This is a genomic window from Pseudomonas sp. St316 (assembly GCF_018325905.1).
Taxonomy (GTDB): domain Bacteria; phylum Pseudomonadota; class Gammaproteobacteria; order Pseudomonadales; family Pseudomonadaceae; genus Aquipseudomonas.
Genome location: NZ_AP021901.1, coordinates 2,651,801 through 2,671,088, shown reverse-complemented (window position 1 = coordinate 2,671,088; position 19,288 = coordinate 2,651,801). Strand labels below are relative to the sequence as shown.

Sequence of the window (19,288 nt, the reverse complement as noted above, 5' to 3'; positions counted from 1 at the left end):
CTGCATGTGATGAGGTCATCGCGAGCAAGCTTTGCTCCCACAGTTCACCCACAGGGGCTTTGTGTTGTGTCAAAACTTGGGTCTACACGAGGCGTTCGATCGACTGATGCTGCCACACCCGCTTGTAGTACAGCACCTGCAATAGCAGCATGCTCAAGTAGGCCACCGGGAACGCCATCCACACCCCTTGCAACCCGAAGTGAGCGTCCAGCAGATACGCCGCCGGCACTTGCACGGCGACGATGCAGAAGATCGAAATGGCGACCGGCACCAGCACCGTGCCGCTGGCGCGCATGATGCCGCCGACGATCGCCTGGAAGCCGAACACCAAAAGGCTCCAGAGCATGATGTGCAGCAGGTGTTCGGCCTGGACCCGTGCCGCCGGGTCGGTGATGAACAGTCCCAGCAGCCAGTGGGACAACAGATAACCCAGCACCACCAGCCCACCCGTAAGCCAGAGGTTGATCAACAACCCGGTGCGCAGGATCGGCCCCAGGCGCTCCAGGCGTCCGGCACCGATGGCCTGGGCGCCGAGGATCGAAGCGGTGATGGCGATCGACAGCGCCGGAAACTGCACGTAGTTGACGATCTGCGTCACCGCGCCGTAGGCCGCCGTGGCCTGGGAACCATGGCTATTGACCAGCGTCAGGATGACCAACTCGGACAACGAGATCACCACCATCTGCAACCCTGTGGGCAAACCAATGCGCAGCACTTTGCCAAGGATCTCCGTGTCCAGGCGCATCGCCGCGAACAACGCCCGGTCCGGTGCCAGGGCATGTTCGCGACGGTTCAAGCGCCACGCCAGCATGGCCATGGCCGAGGCCGTCCCTACCAGCCCCGCCAGTGCCGCGCTCTGGATGCCCATCTGCGGCAACCCCAACCAGCCACGAATCAATGCCGGCGTAAGCAGCAGCCCGACACTGGTGGAGATCAGCAGCGCCAACATCGGTGACACCGTATCGCTCACCCCGCGCAGCAGTTGGGTGAACAGCACAAATACCAGCAACATCGGCAGGATCCACATCATGACCCGGGCATAGGAAACGGCATCCTCCAGCACATCGGCCGGCGTGCCGAGCCCCTGCAATGCCTGACGCGCAAAGACACTGCCGAGCACCGCCGCCGTCAGGCCGATGATGGCCCCCAACAACAACGTCGAACCGGCAATCGCCTTCACCGTACCGGTTTCTCCGGCGCCGTAGGCCTGCCCGATCAACACCCCCGCGCCCGCGCCGAGGCCAATCACCAATGCGATAAAGAAAAACACGATGGGAAACATCCCCGACACCGCCGCCAAGGCCTGGGTACCGAGCATCTGGCCGATGTAGATGCTGTTGAACGTGCCAGACATGGACTGCAGGAAGTTGGACAGGACCATGGGGGCCAGGAACAGGAGATAGGTTTTCCAGAGGGGCTGGGTGGGCATGGGAGCTCTGATGGCAGGTTCGAAAATCCGGGTGCCGGTAATTTAGCGCAATCCAATCATCTGTTTCAGAAGAATCAGCGCGGACCGCTCTTGTGGCGAGGGAGCTTGCTCCCGCTGGGCTGCACAGCAGCCCCAAAACCTGAACACACAATGTAACCGCGCCAGCCACGTTGGGGACCGCTTCGCGCTCCAGCGGGAGCAAGCTCCCTCGCCACAAAGGCCGGTGCGCCATCACCCTCGCCATGTGGCTTCTACCTTCGTCGGGTGCATTCGACATTTCACAGACAGCGTCTAACCTGAAATAGCACAGTGCCACGTACTGTGTAGACCAGTGCCTATGGCAATACCGGTATCGGACAGCCGGTCTTAAAGTCCGAGTAGAGGTCGCAGATAACCAGTTATTCGCACATAACCTGTTAGAAACTCTGTTCAAGGACCGAACCATGACGTCGTACCCACACGGTCATTCCTTCGCGCAACCACCTCGCATCCTCTGGCACACAGTGCTCGTCGCTTTCGTTGCAGCCGTTGGCGTCGTACTGCTCAACGGTCCAAGTGTACAAAACATCATTCTGGGCATTGCCCTCCTGGCCTTTGGTGTCGGCGCTGGTGCATGGGGCGCGCGTTCGCAACGTCAGCGGTTCGACAACGCCATCGCCGCCATGGCCCACCACGACCTGCAAGCCACCGAGCACCGCACCCATAAAACCAGCGAACAACTCAACGACGTCATCCTCGGGGCCATGCCGATCTGGGCCAAGCAGGTCGAAAGCTCCCGGCAGCAGACCGAAACCGCAATCGTCTCGCTGACCAGCCGCTTCACCGGTATTTCTTCGCGTCTGGAAGAGACCGTGCAAGCCTCGCAACTGGCCGCCGGTGAGTTGGCCGGCAGCAGCAGTAGCGGTGCCGTGCAGGTGCTGGCCCTGAGCGAAAGTGAACTGGTCAAGGTCATCGATTCCCTGAAAGCCACCCAGGCCAGCCGCGATGAAACCCTGGCCCAGGTGCGCAACCTGACGGCCTATACCGGCGAGCTGCGGACCATGGCCGCCGATGTCGCGGCGATTGCCGCGCAGACCAACCTGCTGGCCCTCAACGCCGCCATCGAAGCCGCCCGTGCCGGCGAGGCCGGGCGTGGGTTTGCCGTGGTGGCCGATGCCGTGCGCAGTCTGTCGAGCAAGTCCAGCGAGACCGGCCAGCAGATGTCGGCCAAGGTCGACATCATCAACACCGCTATCACCCAACTGGTGCATGCCGCGTCCAGCGGCGCGGACCAGGACAGCCATTCGGTCAGCGCCTCCGAGCAAAGCATCCAGCAGGTGCTGGAGCGCTTCAAGAGTGTCACCGGCCGCTTGGCCGACTCGGCCGACATGCTGCAGCGCGAGAGCTTCGGCATCCGCGATGAACTCACCGAGGTGCTGGTCAGCCTGCAATTCCAGGATCGGGTCAGCCAGATCCTCAGCCACGTGCGCGACAACATCGAGGACCTGCATGTGCACATGCAGCAGGCCAGCCAGTCGCCCGAACAGGCTGTTTCCATCGACGCCCGCCAATGGTTGGCGCGCATGGAAACCACTTACGCCACCGACGAGCAACGCCGCAATCACCACGGCAACTCGGGTGCGCAACAGGTTTCGCAGGAAATAACCTTCTTTTAGGAGCGCCGTTCATGGCTAAAAGTGTATTGGTTGTCGACGACTCCGCGAGCGTTCGGCAGGTGGTCGGCATCGCGCTGAAAAGTGCCGGCTACGACGTGATCGAAGCCAGCGATGGCAAGGATGCGCTGGGCAAGCTCAATGGCCAGAAAGTGCACCTGATCATCAGTGACGTGAACATGCCCAACATGGACGGCATCACCTTCGTCAAGGAGGTCAAGAAGCTGGCCAGCTACAAGTTCACGCCGATCATCATGCTTACCACCGAATCCCAGGAATCGAAGAAGCAGGAAGGCCAGGCCGCCGGGGCCAAGGCCTGGGTGGTCAAGCCGTTCCAGCCGGCGCAAATGCTGGCGGCGGTATCCAAGCTGATTCTTCCTTGATCGCCGGAGACTCCGATGCCGTTGCAATACGAAACAAACGATGACACCGCCCAGGTGCACATCGACGGCGAGCTGACGATCTACACCGCCGCCGACCTGGCCGCGCAATGGCTGCCGCACCTGGGGGCAACGCCGCGAATGGCCCTGGATCTGTCGCAGATCACCGAGATGGACGGTGCCGGCCTGCAACTGCTGCTGATGGTACAGCGCGAGGCGGCCAGGGCCGGCACCCAACTGACACTGACCGGCCAAAGCAAGGCCGTCATGGAGACACTTGCCCTGTGCAACCTGGTTGCCTAGGACTGCAATACGTCGGACACGACAAAGGATATGAGCGTGAGCATCAATCTCGATCAGGCACAACAGACCTTCATCGTCGAGGCACGGGAACAGTTGCAGGCGATGGAAGAGTCGCTGCTGCAACTGGAAACCGACCCCGGCGACGATGACGCCATTGGCGCGATCTTCCGGGCGGCGCACACGATCAAGGGCTCGGCCGGGCTGTTTGGCCTGGAACCGATCGTCAGCTTCACCCACATCGTCGAAGACGTGCTCGATCGCCTGCGCAACGGCAGCGTCGAGGTGGACGCCGGCCTGATCGCGGTGCTGCTCAAGTCCAGCGATCACATGCTGGAACTGATCAATGTGGCCGCCAACCAGGGTGGAACGCTGCCGCCACCGGCCCTGCAACGGGAAGTGGAGCTGTGCCAGATCCTGCAGGAGTACCAGGCGCCCTCGCCCACCGCTGCTCCGACGCCTGTCCATGAAATCGAAGCCCGCGAACCCGGCGTAGCGCGCCTCTGGCACATTTCCCTGCGCTTTGGTCAGGACGTGTTCCGCAACGGCATGGACCCACTCTCGTTCCTGCGTTATCTGCAAACCCTGGGTGAAATCGTCGACCTCATCACCTTGACCGACGCCCTGCCCGCCGCCGACGCCTGGGACGCCGAGTCCTGCTACCTGGGCTTCGACATCGAGTTTCGCTCGGCCGCCAGCCACGGCGCGATCAACGAAGTGTTCGACTTCGTCCGGGAAGACTGCGTGATCGAGATCGTTGCCCTGGATGACATCGCGTCCCCGGCCAACACCGGCCTGGTGACCACCTCACCGGAACCGGCCGAGGAAAGCACCGCGTTGATCGCCACTGGCGAGTTGTTGTCCGACCAGCGCAAGACACCGCGCGTGCCCGCCCAGATCGCCAGCGACAAACAGACGGTGAGCAGCGACAGCAAGGCCAAGGACGGCACCTACGTGCGGGTCAACGCCGACAAGCTCGACGAACTGATCAACCTGGTGGGCGAACTGGTCATCGCCAGCGCCGGTACCAGCCTGCTGGCCCGCACCTGCAACAACGATCCGTTGCAGGAATCCACCTCGACGGTGTCGTCACTGGTGGAGGAAATCCTCGACGGTGCCCTGCGCCTGCGCATGATCCCCATCGGCGAAACCTTCAACCGCTTCCGTCGCGTGGTGCGCGATGTCAGCCAGGAACTGGGCAAGGACATCGACCTGATCATCAGCGGTGCGGAGACCGAGCTGGACAAGACCGTGGTGGAAAAAATCGGCGACCCGCTCATGCACCTGCTGCGCAACGCCATGGACCACGGCATTGAAACCGCCGAGGCACGCCTGGCGGCCGGCAAACCGGCCAAGGGGCACCTGCACCTCAACGCCTATCACGACTCGGGCAGTATCGTGCTGGAGATCGCCGACGACGGTGCCGGCCTGAACCGCGACCGGATCCTGGAAAAAGCCCAGGAGCGTGGCCTGGTCCCCCGGGTGCCAGCCCCACCGACCAGGAAATCTACAACCTGATCTTCGAACCCGGCTTCTCCACCGCCCAGGCCGTGACCAACCTGTCGGGACGCGGCGTGGGCATGGACGTGGTCAAGCGCAACATCACCCTGCTGCGTGGCACCGTCGACCTGGACAGCCAACCCGGCAAAGGCACCGTGGTGCGCATCCGCCTGCCGCTGACCTTGGCGATCATCAATGGTTTTCTGGTGGGCATCGGTCAGTCGACCTACGTCATTCCGCTGGACATGGTCCAGGAATGCATCGAGCTGAGCGAAGACGATGGGCTCGCCAGCCGCGAACAAGGCTACCTCGACCTGCGCGGCGAGGTGCTGCCGCTGGTTTACCTGCGCGATCACTTCAGCCATGAAGGCCCGGCCGCGCGCCGGCAGAACGTGGTGGTGGTGCGCTACGCCGAACTCAAGGCCGGGCTGGTGGTGGATGACTTGCTGGGTGAATTCCAGACCGTGATCAAGCCGCTGGGCAAGCTGTTCGGTGCCCTTCGCGGCATCAGCGGCTCGACCATCCTGGGCAGTGGCGCCGTGGCGTTGATTCTCGACGTACCGGCGCTACTCACCCAGATCGCCCAAGTGGAAAACCGCTACACCCCAACTCAATTACAACAAGCCAACGCTCGCTGACGCTTTAGCAATTCCAAGGAGAGGTACTTCCCAATGAAATGGTTCTACGATCTTAGAATCGCCACCAAACTGATCACTTCATTTCTGGTGGTGCTGGCCCTGACCGCTGCCATGGGGGTGTTCGCGATCATGCAACTGGGCGAGGTAAACGGCACCACGGTCGAGATCCGGGAAAACTGGATGCCGTCCATGCGTGCCGCCTCGGGCATGCGTTTCTTCGGGGCACAGTATCGCCTCAAGGAAAACCGCCACATTACCGCTGACTCCGAGCAGGAGCGCACCACCACTGAGCAAGAAGCGGAAGACTCCAGAAAAGCCTTTGAAACGCGCCTGGATACCTATGAAAAGCTGCTCTCCAACGCCGAAGACCGTCAACTGTTCGAAACCACCCGCAATGACTGGAACGCTTACCTGGCGGTGAGCAAAGACCTGCTGGCGCTGTCCCGGCAAAACCTGATCGAGCAAGCCCATGCCCTGCTCAGGGGCGAGTCCAAGCGTCGATTCGAGCTGGTGGTCGCCGACCTGCAAAAACTGGTGGAGCTTAATGACGCCGGCGCCGGCGCCGCCAGCGAGCGTGGCGCAGCGCTGTTTGAAAAATCGCGCCTGTCGATCATTGCCGTGCTGGTTGCCGCCCTGCTGGTAGGTCTGGGCCTGGCGCTGTTCATTTCCCGGATCATTTCCCGCCCATTGAAACAGGCCGCCACCGTCGCCGAACAATTGGCCGAAGGCAATCTGAACGCAAAAATCGAGAGCGGCTCCAAGGACGAAACCGGCATGGTGCTCAACGCCATGCAGAACATGGTCGGCAAACTCTCGCACATCATCGGTGAAGTGCGTAACGCCGCGGACAACCTGGCCAGCGCCTCCGAACAAGTCAGCGCCACCGCGCAATCGATGAGCCAAGCCACCAGCGAACAGGCGGCCAGTGTCGAGGAAACCAGTGCGTCCATCGAGCAGATGAGCGCCAGCATCAACCAGAACACCGAGAACGCCAAGGTCACCGACGGCATGGCCAGCAAGGCCGCCAAGGAAGCCACCGACGGCGGCGATTCGGTGCAGCAGACCGTGGTGGCGATGAAAAAAATCGCCCAACGCATCAGCATCATCGACGACATCGCCTACCAGACCAACCTGCTGGCGCTCAACGCCGCCATCGAAGCCGCCCGCGCCGGTGAACATGGCAAAGGCTTCGCGGTGGTCGCCGCCGAAGTGCGCAAACTGGCCGAACGCAGCCAGGTGGCGGCCCAGGAAATCGGTGAGCTGTCGTCCAGCAGTGTCGATATGGCGGAAAAGGCCGGGAACCTGCTCAACGAGATGGTCCCTTCGATCAACAAAACCTCGGACCTGGTGCAGGAAATCAGCGCCGCCTCCGAAGAGCAGGCAGCGGGCGTTGCGCAGATCAACACGGCCATGACCCAGCTCAACCAAGTGACCCAGCAGAACGCTTCCAGCAGCGAAGAACTGGCCGCCACCGCCGAGGAAATGAGCAGCCAGGCCGAGCAACTGCAACAGGCCATGAGTTTCTTTACCCTGGACACGCCGCCCAAGTCTGCCGTGCAAGTTGCCAGGGTCGATAACACCCCAGGTTCCTCCGGCCGTAAACCGGCCCGGGCACCGGCACCGATCATGCCCAAAGCGTTTGCCTACAACATGGCCAGCGCCCCGGACGAATCGGAATTCACTCGGTTCTGATGGCCCGGTTCCACTGGCTTGCTTAAAGGAGAAAAAGCAATGGGCGCCATCGCGACCACACGTCAAACCGCCCTCGCGGTCGAGGAAGAAGCGCAATACCTGACGTTTATGCTCGGCACGGAGATGTTCGCCATTGGCATTCTGTGCATCAAGGAAATCATCGAATACGGCAACCTGACCGTGGTGCCGATGATGCCGGCCTTCGTGCGCGGGGTGATCAACCTGCGTGGCGCGGTCGTGCCGGTGGTGGACCTGTCGGCCCGTTTCGGCCGGCCGAATTCGGCGATCAGCCGCCGCAGCTGCGTGGTGATCATCGAGGCGGCCAGCACCGACGGCCAGGCCCAGGACATTGGCCTGTTGGTGGACACGGTGTCGGCGGTGCTGGAAATCCCGGCCTCGCAGATCGAGCCACCACCGAGCTTCGGCGCGAAGATCCGTGCCGACTTCATCAGTGGCATGGCCAAGGTCGATGGCAAGTTCGTCATCGTGCTGGAGGTGGACCGGGTGCTGTCCATCGACGAAATGTCCCTACTCGCAGAAGCCAGCCCGAACGCGCTGGAAGTGGATGCCCAGTGAACGCCGATACTTGCAAGGAACGCACCCTGAACACGCAGGCGCTCACTGACCGGGAGTTCGGCCAGTTCCAGTCCTGGCTGTACCAGGCCGCTGGCATCAGCCTGTCCGAAGCCAAGAAAGCCTTGGTGGCCGGGCGTTTGTTCAAGCGCCTCAAGCACTATGAGCTGGACAGCTACGGTGAGTATTTCAAGCTGATCATGAACGGCCAGCGCACCGATGAGTTGCAGGTGGCGCTGGACCTGCTCACCACCAACGAGACCTATTTTTTTCGCGAACCCAAGCATTTCGATTTCCTGCGCCAGCAGGTGCTACCCCATGCAACACCGGGCAAGACCTTTCGCCTGTGGAGCGCGGCGAGCTCATCGGGCGAAGAACCCTACAGCCTGGCCATGACCCTGGCCGAGGGGCTGGGCACCACGCCTTGGGAGGTCATCGGTTCGGACATCAGCAGCCAGGTGCTGGCCAAGGCCCGCTCAGGGCACTACCCCATGGAGCGCGCCAGCAACCTGCCCCATCCGCTGCTGGTGAAGTATTGCCTCAAGGGCACTGGCAGCCAGCAAGGCACGTTCCTCATCGACCGGACGTTGCGCAACCGAGTCCATTTTATCCAGGTCAACCTCAACGACACCTTGCCGGAGCTGGGGGAGTTCGACGTGATTTTCCTGCGCAATGTCATGATCTATTTCGACCAACCCACCAAAAGCCGAGTGGTCGCCCGCTTGCTCCCCCGGCTCAAGCCCGGCGGCTATTTCATCGTGAGCCATTCGGAAAGCCTCAACGGCGTGTCCGATGCGTTGAAACTGGTGTCGCCTTCGATTTACCGCAAACCATGAACGCCGCGATCAGGGACGTGGCCGAGGTGTACCTGGCGCCGGGGGAGTTTCGCTTCGCCACCTGCCCAACCCGCCTGCGCACGATCCTCGGCTCTTGCGTGGCGATCACGCTGTGGCATCCGCAGCGCAGGATCGGCGCCATGTGCCACTTCATGCTGCCCAGTCGCGTGCGCTGTTCCACCGCACTGAACGGCATGTACGCCGACGAAGCCATCGAACTGTTCATCCGCCAGGCCCGGGCCCATCGCACCGAACCCGAGGACTACCAACTCAAGCTGTTCGGCGGTGGCGAGATGTTCCCCGAGCTGCAGCGCCATGTGCCTTACGGCGATGTGGCGCGGCTCAACGTCAACGCCGCGCTGGAAATGGCCGCCCTCTATCGCCTCGACCTGATTGCCCAGGACATGGGCAGCACCGGCCACCGCAGCATCATCTTCGACCTTTGCAGCGGCGATGTATGGGTCAGGCACCAACCGATAAGGACCCGGCATTAACCATGTCAAAAAAGATCAATGTATTGCTGGTGGATGACTCTGCGGTGGTTCGCCAGGTGTTGCTGGCGATCCTCAGCGACACACCGGACATCCACGTCATGGGCGCGGCGTCCGACCCGATTTTCGCCATGGACAAATTGGCCAAGGAATGGCCCGACGTGATCGTGTTGGACGTAGAAATGCCGCGCATGGACGGCATCACTTTCCTGAAGAAAATCATGAGCGAGCGCCCGACACCGGTGGTGATCTGCTCGTCCCTGACGCCCCGGGGCGCGGAAACCACCTTGCAGGCGATGGCCGCCGGCGCGGTGGAAATCATCACCAAGCCCACCACCGGCCTGAAAAACTTTCTGTTGGAGTCGGCGCCGGAACTGGTGTCGGCGATCCGCGCCGCCGCCCAGGTCAACGTACGCAACCTGGGCAAGCGCCCCGCCCAGACCGCACTGACGCCGGCCACCAAACTCACCGCCGACGCCATGCTGCCTGCCGCCAACGGCCATGCCATGGCGCAGACCACCGAACGCATCGTCGCCCTCGGCACCTCTACCGGCGGCACCCAGGCCCTGGAAGCGGTGCTCACCGCCCTGCCGCGGGTGTGCCCGGGCATCGTCATCGTCCAGCACATGCCGGAAAAATTCACCGCCTCGTTCGCCGCCAGGCTCAACAGCCTGTGCCAGATCGAAGTACGCGAAGCCCGCAACAACGACCGCATCCACCCGGGCCTGGCGCTCATCGCGCCCGGCGGCAAGCACATGATGGTGACCCGCAGCGGCGCGTTCTATCACGTGCAGGTGGTGGACGGCCCGCTGGTCAACCGCCACCGTCCTTCGGTGGATGTACTGTTCCGCTCCGTGGCCAAGTTCGCCGGCCGCAACGCCACCGGCATCATCATGACCGGCATGGGCGACGACGGCGCCCGAGGCCTGAAGGAAATGCTCGACGCCGGCAGCAGCACCGTGGCCCAGGACGAAGCCAGCTGCGTGGTCTTCGGCATGCCCAAGGAAGCGATCAAACTCAACGCCGCACAACGGGTGATGGGGTTGCAGGAGATTGCGCAGGTGATCTTGCACAAGTAACAAGGACAGATCACAACCCTGTGGCGAGGGAGCTCGCTCCCGCTGGGCTGCGCAGCAGCCCCAAGGTGGCTTGCCTGTCACCTGCTCATCAACCGGGATATGAGCTTTAGGGCCGCTTCGCGCCCCAGCGGGAGCAAGCTCCCTCGCCACAGTAGTAATCAAAACCACACCAGCCCCCATGTGGGAGCGAGCTTGCTCGCGATGACGGTGGCACATTAAACATGGATGCAAGCTGAACCACCGCTATCGCGAGCAAGCTCGCTCCCACAGTGGACTTGTCACCACAGGTGCTTCAGCAGCATGTGTCTATACCGGCGAAATCGTCGCCAGTACGCCGATCAAAAGGGTCAGTGCCAAAAACCCGCCTAAAAAAATCGCCATCTTCGTCATGAGCACTCCTGAACCAAAAAATTGCAGTACACGGGCCGTCCGATAGGCTAGCCGAGTGGCTATTCTGGGGTGCGGCCTGGGCTCGTTACAGGGGCACCTGAGGCAGCAAAATACGGATCAGACGAACAGCACAGGACTCGCTCAACGCAATCAACCTGAGCCTGGCCGCAACCAGGAACGGCGCAAGACCGGAAAAACTCCAGGAGGGAAATCGCTAACCGTCCTCGATCACGGCTATCATTGCCGCTCGCCCCTCTGACAGGCGATGTCGCAGGCCACCCTAAAGGATCCAGGTATGACTTTTCTGCCGTCACGCTCCACCCTCTTCATCTCTAGCCTCCTGCTCAGCTCGCTGTGCTTTGCCGAAGGCGAGCCGGCGGACGGCAGCCTCATCAAGGACTCCACCAAGTCCGCCGTCTCGACCTTCATTACCGCCGGCAAGAACCTGTTGGGCGGCGTCAGTGAAGGCGTGCTCGATGGCCGCGAATCAGTGCAAGGCACCGACGGCGCCGCAATCGTTGCCTCCGGCGAGCAAATGAAAGACCGCATCGCCATCGAAGTGCTGAAGCTGGAGCCCAGCGACGAAAGCGTCAGCGTCACCCTCGGCTTCAAGAACAGCACCGACACCCAACTGCGCCTGATCAACCTCGGCCAGACCGGCGTGCTGCTGGCCATCGACCAAGCAGGCTACGCCAACCGCCTCACCGGCCTGGACAACCCGGACGAGGTCACCATTCCAGCGAAGACCGCCGTGCGCCAGAAGTTCGTGTTTGAAGGCATGAGCGAGCCAGTCAATACCGTACGGGTGTGGGGACAGGATTACCCGGTTAAGAAATAGTGTGGCAGCGTGTCCAGGTAACCGCTAAAAACCGCACTGCTCGACGCTCCACCTGAGCTCGTTTTCAAGGGCCCGCCACCACAGGGGGAACCTACCGCACGACCGATGGACGTGGATGGAAAAAGTTCTAGGCATAACGCAACCTGTGGCGAGGGAGCTTGCTCCCGCTGGGCTGCGCAGCAGCCCTAAAAACGGCGCAGCAGAACAAAGGATTCATTGATAAACCCCAAGCTCAACCCGGGTCAGGTAATCCTCTACTAACTTGAAACCCTGCGCGTTATCGATCAGTTCCAATGGCACCTGACCGTCCAGGTACAGGCAGAGTTTTCTCAACCAGTCCTCAGCCAACTGCTGGCTGCCGAAAACATTGGCGGCGAGCTCCAAGACCTTGGCGTATGGGGTTTCAGGCATCGATCTGTCCTCACGATAAAAACCAAGCTGAGCGCACCGGATGCCACGCTGAGCACTGAGACAATCCAGATCGTAAGGCCGGTACTTCCGAAGGCCAACCCTAAAAAGTTGTCAGAGCGTTCTGTGATTTATCCTAAAGCGGGCGGCTGTCTGTAGGACGGTGTTCCCTCCTGTGGCGAGGGGATTTATCCCCGCTGGACTGCGCAGCAGTCCCAAGATGGTTGTAGGTAATCGGCTGGTAGACCGAGGTGTGTACAGGTCCAAGGTAAGCCGCACCTGTAAGCGCACAGGTTGAAAATGTTACATAGTTGAAGGAATGGCCCTAACCGCATGACGACAGGGAGTCAGCCTTGGAAATAGCACCACACTTCATCCTCCATGAAACCACCCACTGGATAGTCAACCACCACCGGGCATCCGCCCTGCCCGGCTACCTCATGCTCGGGTCCAAGCATCACGTAAATTCACTGGCGCAACTGCCCGAACCTGCACTCGCAGAGCTGGGTAGCCTGATGGCAAACATCCAGAGCGTTCTAGAAACACAGCTGAACCCAAAATGGCTTTACATCAGCCGATTCGGCCACGATCCCCGCTACCCCATCCACTTCCATTTCATCCCAGTGTACGACTGGGTCGAGGAACTGTTCTGGAAAGATGCGCGGTACAGGCTGCTGGAGACCTTCGGCACTCAAGAGAACGCCCAGACATTGACTGATGGCGCGGAGCTGACGTTGTTCATCTGGCGAGAGTTTGGTGAAAGCTCCACGCCGCCAGCGATCCAAGGGCCCTCTATCAGCCAGGTGATTGAAAAGTTGCGGCAAGCGTTCAGGACTCAGCCAATACCAAACCTTCCTCCAGTGCGTTGGCCATGATGTCTGCTGCAGGTGCGTTGACCCAGGTCGGAATATCAGTTTCGCCCCTCGACGTAAGCCAACGTCCGACCATTTGATAACCCAACGAGTAACCGAGCCATTTGGGTTTGTCGCCAAAACCAAAGAACCACTCGTTGTGATCGTAATACCTGGATTCGAGAATCTGCAGCCCAACCGGTGAGCGTAGAAGATCGGCAGATGCGATGGCATGCTCCCAAGGCTCCGGATCAGTACCGAGCACATGCCGAACAAACTGACCGGCAAGCCCTTCGCTGACCAACGCCTCGCCTAGCGTCCAGCCATAGCCAGGACCGCCCATGCGCAGACAATGGTGAACCTCATGAACAACATGTCGACGCAGTGCGCCGGGTGCGTAGGCTGGAAAAGAAATTCGGATTGTCGGGATCAAGGGTCATGGTGAACATGGAACTGCGATACGCCCGTCCTACCAGGCCCATTTCCGGAATGGTTTCGCCCGGTAGCCTCTAAATCAGGACATCGAGTCGCGGTGGGGGCATCAGGCGAGCAATGGCTTCATAGGCGGCCTCAAACTCATCAACCAGCTCGCGACGAAGCTCGGCAAGACTCCCCGAGGCTTCCAGCTAGTGCAGCGTCCATTTCTCCATGCCCCTTCTCCTTTATTAATCAAGTATCTGGCTCGATGACTCCAGGCCGGTCGCGACGGTAAATTCCCGTTGGGCAGCTGTCCAGTGTCGATCAGGTTTGACTGCCCCTCTGTCTGCCCGGTTATCTCTGGCAAAAAACTGTCTTGATTCCTACAAGGCTCTCGGAAGCAGGTGTCTTGCCCGTCCAACTTGGTGAAATTTATAGTCGTTCCCATCGCCGAATATGGTGATCAGGTTTGGCGACCTGAGGATCGAGTGCAAAAGTACTGCGTTTTTTGCAGAGGCTTTGGCACACTTGCACGGCTGCCCGTTACGGCAGTTGTGCGTGGGAGGCCTTCAGGTCTGCCGGTTCCGATCCCGGTTCGCCAACCTGCGTACAACTGCCACCTAATTGTTTGGCGACGATTGAGTGGTTAAAACCTCATTAGATCGGAGTTTTGAACATGGAAAGATATGTCCCCATCACCGGCATCGACTGCACTCCCGCTTCCCTCCTCATTGATACTCAAGCCCCGCTGGACGTCCTGCATGCGACCGCTGATTACCGCATCCGCGTGGTGACCCAGGTACTGGAGAACATTGCGTTTCGCTCTGAAATCACCAGCGATACGGTGGTGCTTTCGGACTTTGCACAGCTTCTGGTTATTCCGTTACGCGATGGGTGTGATTTGCTGGAGGTGATTGGTCGGCGGCTTCAGGCGCAGGTCGAAAGCTGATGGAGCTTAGGGCGTATAAAAGCGCCCTTTTCTGCATTCAGATCGGTCAGCGGAAGCTGATAAAACAGATTAAAAGCGAGGTATAAAGAGAGTCGCAGCGATCCTTGATACCCGGAGAGGTAAATGACATGAACGATAAGTTCAACCCTGAGGATATGCCGGTCCTAAACCTCAACACTACGAGTACGACTCGTTATGAGGCTTCGCGCTTTCTCGATACCCCGGAAGCTATAGCAGCTTACTTGGCTGAATGTATGAAAGCCGATGATACGGAAAGTCTTATTCACGCTTTGGCCGAAGTCGAGAAAACTTTAAGCCGCCAAAGGTGCCGGGGTTAATCGCGAATGGAATAAGAGGACGGAATAAGGGGACGGAACTATTTTCAGGCAAATAATCTGTCCCCTTTTCCAGGGAAGGTATCCGCAGCGTGCATCAGATCTGACCATCTAGTTTAAAGGTCCCAGCCCGCAGAAAGCGGCCAGAAGTGGACATCGGGGTAGCGCGATTCACGCACGCCCACAGACTACTCATCAATCCATAACGCAGTTAAGGCAGTTTATTGATGCCCTCACCACTCGACATAACCATTTCCATTTCCCTTTCACTGGACGAAGCGGTAGTGCTGTTTGACTTTGCCCGTCGTTTCAGTGATACCGATACTTTGGCAATTGAAGACCAAGCTGAGCAAAGGGCCCTATGGAACCTATGCTGCGTATTTGAAAAACACCTGAACCCTCCAATGGAAGGCAACTACGCAGAAATATTGCGGATGGCATGAGACAGGCTCAGGGATGAGTGAATGGCAGCAGCGGGTCGATTTCTACCCTTTACGACAGGCAGAAAACGGCCAAGTGCAGACATTCACAACCGTTAGTCCAGCAACTAATCATCGTTTGAACTTAAAATAAAAACCCGTTGGAACAAGCCCGACGGGATATTTTATAAAAAATCTCACCAACTGTTCGACTTGCCGGCGATATAGTGCTCTTCATCGAAGACTATACTATTCTCTGTGCCGTCTAGCTTTAGGATGGAGCGAACTCGGCTGCAGGAGTTAGAATAGGTACAGTGGCAGGAGGTGGCGGTGCAGTAGGGGCCGAGGGAGTTTCAATGATGGTGGTTTTATCGTCGGAACTGATTATAGATGTTTTCGAGCTATCAAGCACAGACTTATTTACTACGCCGATATTGTAAATTGAGTTACCGAAAATCCCAATCCATATCGTCTGCGCACCCACCGAACTACTGTTGTAGGTTGAGCCATTGAAGCCGAAACCAGTACCTTTAACATCAGAGCCATTTGATACTTTCGAGTATCTTGAGGTGGTTACAGAAATGATATTTGCAGACTGAATCCAAATGACTTTTTTATAATTTCCAGGGCCGAAATTTTTTAAAATACAAGCCTTGATGCCGTCTATTCCAGGAAAGCCGTTCCCGTCGTCCGTTCCAGCGGTGCTAATAGAGGCAGTAGCCGATATAGATGCTTTAACTTCATCAATATAATCGGCACTTGATGGGGCCGATATGAAAGGAGTCGTAAAGCTAAGGTTGTAGTTTTTGGTTATTATTGAATGATATGCTGGTGACGGGTCAGTTACTGCTTTTACTTGTACGGCGGTACCCTTGGCCAAGCATTGATTTGGTAACAGGTTTTCAGTTTTGCATAGTCCGGTTTCCTCGTCCGCTAAACATATGGAACCTGGGACTTTATTTAGCCCCTCTGACAACAGACCATTATTAGACTCTATTATTGTTCTCGCACTGAAGTTTGAGGGTAGATCCGGAACCACATCAGTCCTATTTGGTAGTTGGCAAGCCGACAAGGAAGCTCCGATTGCCGTAATTATTAATTGCTTGATCATCTCAATATCGCCTTATGTATTCAATTGTAATTGCTCGCGCGTGGAAACTAAATTTTCGCAGTTTAAAATCTGCCTGATACTCTAAGGTTAATGTGACATGGCGCAAGGCTAGTATTGGTTTGAGATTTTGTCCAATCAGAAGTGATGCTTTTGCACGACACTTTGCGATTGGCAATTTCTCCGTGCGAGAAGGGCCGCATCGTTGTACCTATGAGAGTCTGCTATGGGTCGAAAGCCGTCGGTCGGCAACGGCAGCAGTCGGCCAAAAGCTGCCTCCCACACCGAGGCAGCTAGGACGATTGGTTGCTCCTGAGGAACATTTTGAAAACTAGTCACGAGTAAAAAGGTTCTGAATGGAACGTCGTGAAAGCGTATTGCCACCATCGGGATTGCATTAAGATTCGCGGGGCGTTACCTTCCCAGACCAAAGAGAGATTTCGCCAAGGAGGAAATGTGGAATTCTCAATTCAAGTGGTGAAGAAGCCAGGTTTGGCGCCTTCCGAGTTTCGAAATACAGTGATACTGAATGAAAGCAACTGGGATGACTATTCTTTCAAAACCAGCTTTACTGCTGTGTATTTTGATCCGAGTGGGAAAAAAACTGATCTTGGCACCATCAAAATTGGCTACAAAAATCAGCAGCACGGCTGGACGTCAGAAAAGCTATCTGAAAAGCTTCCCAGTTTAGAGGAAGGTTTTTTTTCATTAGGACAAGACGTAGAGTTTTATAAGAAAGTACAAAGCGAATTATCCCAAGATTCAGCCTCGACTGTATTGCACGCGCTCAACGATGTGATCGCCAACCCGAAACTTCTCAGCGAAGTGGAAGATGAGCAAGTATTCCGAGACTCATTAATGCGAAATGTAAGCTGGTCTGTCATACGAGATCAGTTTAAACGCGTTTTGGCGGGAATGCCCGAACTAACAAGTTTTGACTTTACCTACAAATCCGATGGAGATGAAAGAAGAGCTGGAGTAACTCTGTCTTTTGAAGTGATACCCCAGTCCCTCCCTTCCACCAACATACATGTACTCATTGGTAGAAATGGTGTAGGCAAAACAACTATACTCAATGATATGGTCGAGACCATCCTGAGCAATACTACTGGCAGGGATCACCGTGGTCAGTTTTTAACAATGCTTCCGTTTTGGGTTGCACCCATGCCGTCGGATTATTTCAGCAGCGTTGTTTCAGTTTCTTTTAGCGCTTTCGACCCTTTCCTTTTTCCTGCGGATCAACCTGACCGAAATAAAGGAGTAGCCTATTTTTATGTGGGCATGCAATCCTCAGCAGGAGATTCTGGCAAGCGCCCTCCGAAAACAACCGAAGAATTAACTTCAGACTTTATTAGCAGTCTAGATTCCTGCCTCAGTCAACCAACTAAGCGACAGAGATGGCTGATTGCAATAAAAAGGCTGGAATCAGATAAAAATTTTGAAGATATGAACCTAGGGCGTCTAATTGAACTTTCTCCCGAGGAGGCAATTGTAAAAGCGCGTCTCCTTTTCAGCAGGATGAGTTCAGGCCACTCCATTGTTCTTCTTACACTTACCAAACTAGTTGATACCGTGGAGGAAAAAACCCTTGTACTAATGGACGAGCCAGAAAGCCATTTGCATCCTCTGCTGCTATCTGCTTTTACAAGATCCGTCTCCGATTTACTGCAGGATAGAAACGGAGTTGCAATTATCGCAACTCATTCTCCTGTGGTAGTCCAAGAGGTTCCAAGATCGTGCGTATGGAAGCTTACAAGACTGCGTGCAGAAGGTAGAGCAGACCGCCCCGAGAGAGAAACCTTCGGAGAGAACGCAGGCATTCTCACCCGCGAAATATTTGGACTGGAAGTGTCTAAGTCTGGATATCATGAAGTTTTACAAGCCGCGGTCAATCGTGGTGGGACATTCGAAAGTATTTTAAATGATTGCCAAGAGCAACTTGGATTTGAAGCGCAGGCGATTTTGCGGAAAATGGTAGCAAGTCGGAGCGAGCCTTGAAAAGGTTAATCATTCCAGCCATTGACCCTGTTGAAGTATTTGATGCTTGCGTAGATAGTATCGATGACCCTGCCTTAGTTTCAAAATTTAAAGCGGCACGCAGCGCAATCATTAATCTTTTCTCGACATACACAGAAAAAGCAGAAAAATACGAACTTTATACATTGCCGCTGAGTTCTCGAGCCAAGCCAGAACAGCATGTAGTAGCTGGTCTTACCAAAAAAGAGCTTATTTCCCTATACTCAAATCAATTATTACAAAAAGGAAAAAATGCGCGCAAATATTATGACAAGCTTATTATCTCTGCACCATTGGAAAAATGTCCGTTGTGCGGCTTCGGGCAAGCGAGCACACTAGACCATTTCCTTTCTAAATCGAGATATCCGACTTATTCCGTTTTTCCTAGCAACTTAATTCCCGCATGTTCAGACTGCAACAAGAGCAAGGGCGCTTCCGCAGTCACCGAATCCAGCCAACAACCACACCTTTATTTTGAAAGCTCTAAGCTCGAAATTGAGCCTTGGGTGTTTGCAGAGCTCATACAAACAACTCCACCAAATATTCGCTACTATGCTTCTCCTCCCGCAGATTGGCCTGAAGAGTTGAAGTTGCGTGCGGAAAACCATTTCAACGACTTAAATCTTGCACGTAGATTTGGAATTGAGGCTGCGGCCGAGCTGTCTAATATGGTCGACATATTAGATGACATCGGCACGCTCAAGGATCGAAAACAACATCTTGTACGATATGCAACTGTAGAAAGAAGCAAAAGGACGAATGCTTGGAGAGCACCCATGTATGAAGCTCTGGCGGAAAGCGCTTGGTTTCAAGAGAGCGGCTACAAAACATTTTTCAAATCTCCATTGATTGCGTAACCCGTACTTGGGCTCTGGAGCCGCCCCAGTTCGGTAGACACGCTGAGGGGCTAGCTAAGTTAGCTTTAGCCACCATCATCGGACAAAAGTCAGCCAATGGTGGCCGCTCGCGAATGACCGCAATTGGCCG

The 19,288-nt window shown here is 56.9% G+C and carries 17 protein-coding genes and 3 pseudogenes; 16 read left to right on the top strand and 4 right to left on the bottom strand.

Annotation, left to right across the window (positions count from 1 at the left end; translation table 11 throughout):
* Window positions 1-82: 82 nt before the first annotated feature.
* Window positions 83-1,429 (bottom strand): MATE family efflux transporter, encoded by a 1,347-nt coding sequence (locus KI237_RS12150; RefSeq protein WP_212800009.1) that lies wholly within the window; start codon window positions 1,427-1,429, stop codon window positions 83-85.
* A gap of 713 nt (window positions 1,430-2,142) precedes the next feature.
* On the opposite strand from KI237_RS12150, the pseudogene KI237_RS12145 reads away from it, so the two are divergent.
* The 10 genes and pseudogenes from KI237_RS12145 to KI237_RS12100 all read left to right on the top strand — a co-directional run.
* A pseudogene (locus tag KI237_RS12145) lies at window positions 2,143-3,084 on the top strand (methyl-accepting chemotaxis protein); the annotation flags it as partial.
* 11 nt (window positions 3,085-3,095) lie between these two features.
* A complete protein-coding gene (locus KI237_RS12140; RefSeq protein WP_003203044.1) occupies window positions 3,096-3,464 on the top strand; it encodes a response regulator in 369 nt (122 codons plus the stop codon).
* Between the two features lie 15 nt (window positions 3,465-3,479).
* Entirely contained in the window at window positions 3,480-3,764 is a 285-nt protein-coding gene (locus KI237_RS12135) for an STAS domain-containing protein (RefSeq protein ID WP_212800007.1), read from the top strand.
* 36 nt (window positions 3,765-3,800) lie between these two features.
* A pseudogene (locus KI237_RS12130) lies at window positions 3,801-5,899 on the top strand (chemotaxis protein CheA).
* A gap of 33 nt (window positions 5,900-5,932) precedes the next feature.
* Window positions 5,933-7,591, top strand: a complete 1,659-nt coding sequence (locus tag KI237_RS12125) for a methyl-accepting chemotaxis protein (RefSeq protein ID WP_212800006.1) — start codon at window positions 5,933-5,935, stop codon at window positions 7,589-7,591.
* A gap of 39 nt (window positions 7,592-7,630) precedes the next feature.
* Complete coding sequence (locus KI237_RS12120; RefSeq protein ID WP_212800005.1) at window positions 7,631-8,167, top strand: chemotaxis protein CheW; 537 nt, start codon at window positions 7,631-7,633, stop codon at window positions 8,165-8,167.
* Complete coding sequence (locus KI237_RS12115) at window positions 8,164-9,000, top strand: CheR family methyltransferase (protein WP_212800004.1); 837 nt, start codon at window positions 8,164-8,166, stop codon at window positions 8,998-9,000. Before KI237_RS12120 ends, KI237_RS12115 begins: the two co-directional genes overlap by 4 nt.
* Entirely contained in the window at window positions 8,997-9,494 is a 498-nt protein-coding gene (cheD, locus tag KI237_RS12110; protein WP_212800003.1) for a chemoreceptor glutamine deamidase CheD, read from the top strand. The genes KI237_RS12115 and cheD overlap by 4 nt, the downstream gene beginning before the upstream one ends.
* Before the next feature lie 2 nt (window positions 9,495-9,496).
* Window positions 9,497-10,570, top strand: coding sequence for a protein-glutamate methylesterase/protein-glutamine glutaminase (locus KI237_RS12105; RefSeq protein ID WP_212800002.1), 1,074 nt, complete (start codon window positions 9,497-9,499; stop codon window positions 10,568-10,570).
* A 685-nt stretch (window positions 10,571-11,255) separates the two neighbouring features.
* A complete protein-coding gene (locus tag KI237_RS12100; protein ID WP_212800001.1) occupies window positions 11,256-11,798 on the top strand; it encodes a hypothetical protein in 543 nt (180 codons plus the stop codon).
* Window positions 11,799-12,011: 213 nt separating this feature from the next.
* Here KI237_RS12100 and KI237_RS12095 read toward each other — a convergent pair whose 3' ends face one another.
* Window positions 12,012-12,209 (bottom strand): MbcA/ParS/Xre antitoxin family protein, encoded by a 198-nt coding sequence (locus KI237_RS12095; RefSeq protein WP_212800000.1) that lies wholly within the window; start codon window positions 12,207-12,209, stop codon window positions 12,012-12,014.
* Window positions 12,210-12,559: 350 nt separating this feature from the next.
* Here KI237_RS12095 and KI237_RS12090 point away from each other — a divergent pair, with 350 nt between their 5' ends.
* The gene (locus KI237_RS12090; protein ID WP_212799999.1) at window positions 12,560-13,081 is read left to right on the top strand and encodes an HIT family protein; all 522 of its coding nucleotides are present in this window, start codon (window positions 12,560-12,562) and stop codon (window positions 13,079-13,081) included.
* Here the strand turns inward: KI237_RS12090 and KI237_RS12085 are convergent.
* Window positions 13,035-13,490, bottom strand: coding sequence for a DUF2268 domain-containing putative Zn-dependent protease (locus KI237_RS12085; protein ID WP_249410727.1), 456 nt, complete (start codon window positions 13,488-13,490; stop codon window positions 13,035-13,037). The two genes, KI237_RS12090 and KI237_RS12085, sit on opposite strands and share 47 nt — an antisense overlap.
* A 660-nt stretch (window positions 13,491-14,150) precedes the next feature.
* Between KI237_RS12085 and KI237_RS12080 the strand changes: the two genes are divergently transcribed.
* From KI237_RS12080 to KI237_RS12070, 3 genes and pseudogenes are all read left to right on the top strand, one after another.
* Window positions 14,151-14,423, top strand: a complete 273-nt coding sequence (locus tag KI237_RS12080) for a hypothetical protein (RefSeq protein ID WP_025569626.1) — start codon at window positions 14,151-14,153, stop codon at window positions 14,421-14,423.
* 128 nt (window positions 14,424-14,551) lie between these two features.
* Window positions 14,552-14,731, top strand: a pseudogene (locus KI237_RS12075) (addiction module antidote protein); the annotation flags it as partial.
* Window positions 14,732-14,985: 254 nt separating this feature from the next.
* Window positions 14,986-15,201: a hypothetical protein gene (locus KI237_RS12070; protein ID WP_212799998.1), complete on the top strand. Its 216-nt coding sequence runs from the start codon at window positions 14,986-14,988 to the stop codon at window positions 15,199-15,201.
* Window positions 15,202-15,448: 247 nt separating this feature from the next.
* Here the strand turns inward: KI237_RS12070 and KI237_RS12065 are convergent, their stop codons facing one another.
* Entirely contained in the window at window positions 15,449-16,288 is an 840-nt protein-coding gene (locus KI237_RS12065; RefSeq protein WP_212799997.1) for a hypothetical protein, read from the bottom strand.
* A gap of 465 nt (window positions 16,289-16,753) precedes the next feature.
* On the opposite strand from KI237_RS12065, the gene KI237_RS12060 reads away from it, so the two are divergent.
* Window positions 16,754-18,283 (top strand): AAA family ATPase, encoded by a 1,530-nt coding sequence (locus tag KI237_RS12060; protein WP_212800590.1) that lies wholly within the window; start codon window positions 16,754-16,756, stop codon window positions 18,281-18,283.
* Entirely contained in the window at window positions 18,280-19,158 is an 879-nt protein-coding gene (locus KI237_RS12055; RefSeq protein ID WP_212799996.1) for an HNH endonuclease, read from the top strand. Before KI237_RS12060 ends, KI237_RS12055 begins: the two co-directional genes overlap by 4 nt.
* Window positions 19,159-19,288: the final 130 nt, after the last annotated feature.

Coding starts and splice junctions, on each gene's coding strand:
- KI237_RS12150 (WP_212800009.1), bottom strand. CDS start 1,429: ATGCCCACCCAGCCCCTCTGGAAAACCTATCTCCTGTTCCTGGCCCCC.
- KI237_RS12140 (WP_003203044.1), top strand. CDS start 3,096: ATGGCTAAAAGTGTATTGGTTGTCGACGACTCCGCGAGCGTTCGGCAG.
- KI237_RS12135 (WP_212800007.1), top strand. CDS start 3,480: ATGCCGTTGCAATACGAAACAAACGATGACACCGCCCAGGTGCACATC.
- KI237_RS12125 (WP_212800006.1), top strand. CDS start 5,933: ATGAAATGGTTCTACGATCTTAGAATCGCCACCAAACTGATCACTTCA.
- KI237_RS12120 (WP_212800005.1), top strand. CDS start 7,631: ATGGGCGCCATCGCGACCACACGTCAAACCGCCCTCGCGGTCGAGGAA.
- cheD (WP_212800003.1), top strand. CDS start 8,997: ATGAACGCCGCGATCAGGGACGTGGCCGAGGTGTACCTGGCGCCGGGG.
- KI237_RS12105 (WP_212800002.1), top strand. CDS start 9,497: ATGTCAAAAAAGATCAATGTATTGCTGGTGGATGACTCTGCGGTGGTT.
- KI237_RS12100 (WP_212800001.1), top strand. CDS start 11,256: ATGACTTTTCTGCCGTCACGCTCCACCCTCTTCATCTCTAGCCTCCTG.
- KI237_RS12095 (WP_212800000.1), bottom strand. CDS start 12,209: ATGCCTGAAACCCCATACGCCAAGGTCTTGGAGCTCGCCGCCAATGTT.
- KI237_RS12080 (WP_025569626.1), top strand. CDS start 14,151: ATGGAAAGATATGTCCCCATCACCGGCATCGACTGCACTCCCGCTTCC.
- KI237_RS12070 (WP_212799998.1), top strand. CDS start 14,986: ATGCCCTCACCACTCGACATAACCATTTCCATTTCCCTTTCACTGGAC.
- KI237_RS12065 (WP_212799997.1), bottom strand. CDS start 16,288: ATGATCAAGCAATTAATAATTACGGCAATCGGAGCTTCCTTGTCGGCT.